This window comes from Dorea sp. 210702-DFI.3.17 (assembly GCF_020560825.1).
Taxonomy (GTDB): domain Bacteria; phylum Bacillota; class Clostridia; order Lachnospirales; family Lachnospiraceae; genus Dorea; species Dorea formicigenerans.
The window spans coordinates 1-1,825 of sequence record NZ_JAJCNB010000076.1; the positions used below are offsets into that span (position 1 = coordinate 1).

Here is a 1,825-nt window from a genome sequence, read left to right on the forward strand (position 1 = left end):
TCATTTCAGATTCTACGGTTTCTTTCTTTTCTTCTTTTTCCGTAATTCGATTTTGTCCGCACCCTGTAAAAACAATAAGAACTATCAATATCATCGCAAATATCTTACATATGTAATAATTCCCCATAAAAATTTTTTTATCCTTCAAAATACTCATCCAATACTGTTGCATCTTTTTTAACAACATAACCACTTCCACCGATTCCTTTCTTCTAATTTTTTTGTTCCTTAAATCTTACGCTTGTAATATTTAAAAATCAAGTCTATTTTCAGGAATTGTATACTCCAGATTCACCATCTTTATGTGCGATATATCCTATTTTATTACCATCCTCTATATCTTCTCCATTTTTGTTACCCTGTCATTTTAAAGAACATCCTTACTTACACTGTTACATATTTTTCCGCTTCTTCTTTGCACTTCAACGTATTTCCATGCCCAATTACATATTCCATACATTCTTTTCCCTGCTCTTCTTTTCCGATTCGATAGTAACATACTCCCAGCAGGAATCTGCGTGTAACCTCATAATAAGGCAGCTTTTCCGTATCATTTTCCAGTAATCTTACTGCTGCCTCATCTTCACCTTTCAGCATCAAATTTTTTGCCATAAACAGTGGATTCTTCTGAAATACTTTCCCTGCTTTTTCTAATGTAGCCGAATAACCTGCCGCATCTTTCTCCTGATATTTCTTCGACAGTTCGAGATTCGTCATGACCTGCTGCCAGGAACGTCCCTCTCTTTTTCCTTCCCATTCATTCTTTATATACTCTTCTGCCTTCTGCAACTGCCCATTTACGATCAGTGCAACTACATATTTAGACTCAGCTATCAGCATGACACTTTTTTGAAATCCATGATAATCCAAGCTCTTTCCGTACTTTATCAACTCTTCCAGCATTTCTGAATATTTTTCTGCATCACATTGCTGTGACAGAATCCGGTCAATTTTTGAAAAATCTCTGAGAATGTCCCTGATTAAAATGAATATACCTGCAATCAGATCAACCACCACGCAAATCCACAGAAGCCAGGGATCTGTCGTGACCCAGCCCGGCTGCTTCACATCGAAAAAGAGTACTGTCTCCTGATGCGGGAACGGATTTCCTTTGAAAATACTCACCACACAGATCAATGCTGCATAAATCAACAGCACATTCCGTATCATCCTGATGCGTCCATTTTTCTGCTTTTCATAAATCTTTTTTATCTGCTCTTCCATTTTCTCTACCTCGCTGTCACACTATTTTTGTACCTACAACATAATTATACATAATTTCTGCTGTTATTGAAATCTTCTCTTGCTGTCTCCTGCTTTCCGGGAGTATAAGCTGCCAGCAGAGTTTTATGGCACTCGGACAGGCAAAGATCAGTCTGCTTCTTGCATGCCTGCGAAAACTGATCCTGCTGATCCCTCTGATCTTTATCCTGCCGCTCTTTTTATCTGATAAGGTATTTGCAGTTTTCCTTGCAGAACCAGTCAGTGATATCCTGGCGGCTGCCATTACAACCATAACCTTCTTAAGCCGCTTTAATGGAATATTGAACCAGAAAGACCTCGCCTGCTGCAAAATTTTCACCAATACAGACTGATGCAATTAATGCCAGTGATACCAGTACATCTGATTGCCTGAACCTGTCCGATTATTTTCTTCAGTCTTCGGTGCAGATTATCTGCATCCATACATTGTCTCATCTTCCCATCTCCTTATCACCAGAAATATTAATATTGTAGCGAATCTCTGTTCGGTTGTACAATATCTACTGTTGCCTGTTCTTCTTTCTCCGCTGCTTTGCAAAATTCTTCTACTTTTTCACGATTG

Annotated in this window: 1 protein-coding gene and 3 pseudogenes; 1 reads left to right on the plus strand and 3 read right to left on the minus strand. The window is 38.6% G+C overall.

Features of this window, described 5'->3' with window-relative positions:
• Both LI149_RS14950 and LI149_RS14955 read right to left on the minus strand, forming a co-directional pair.
• Window positions 1-187: pseudogene (locus tag LI149_RS14950) on the minus strand (hypothetical protein); the annotation flags it as partial.
• 197 nt (window positions 188-384) lie between these two features.
• The gene (locus LI149_RS14955) at window positions 385-1,224 is read right to left on the minus strand and encodes a hypothetical protein (RefSeq protein ID WP_055246646.1); all 840 of its coding nucleotides are present in this window, start codon (window positions 1,222-1,224) and stop codon (window positions 385-387) included.
• Between the two features lie 104 nt (window positions 1,225-1,328).
• On the opposite strand from LI149_RS14955, the pseudogene LI149_RS14960 reads away from it, so the two are divergent.
• Window positions 1,329-1,595: pseudogene (locus LI149_RS14960) on the plus strand (hypothetical protein); the annotation flags it as partial.
• A 31-nt stretch (window positions 1,596-1,626) separates the two neighbouring features.
• On the opposite strand, the pseudogene LI149_RS15770 reads toward LI149_RS14960, so the two are convergent.
• Window positions 1,627-1,698: pseudogene (locus tag LI149_RS15770) on the minus strand (metal-sensitive transcriptional repressor); the annotation flags it as partial.
• Between the last annotated feature and the right edge of the window lie 127 nt (window positions 1,699-1,825).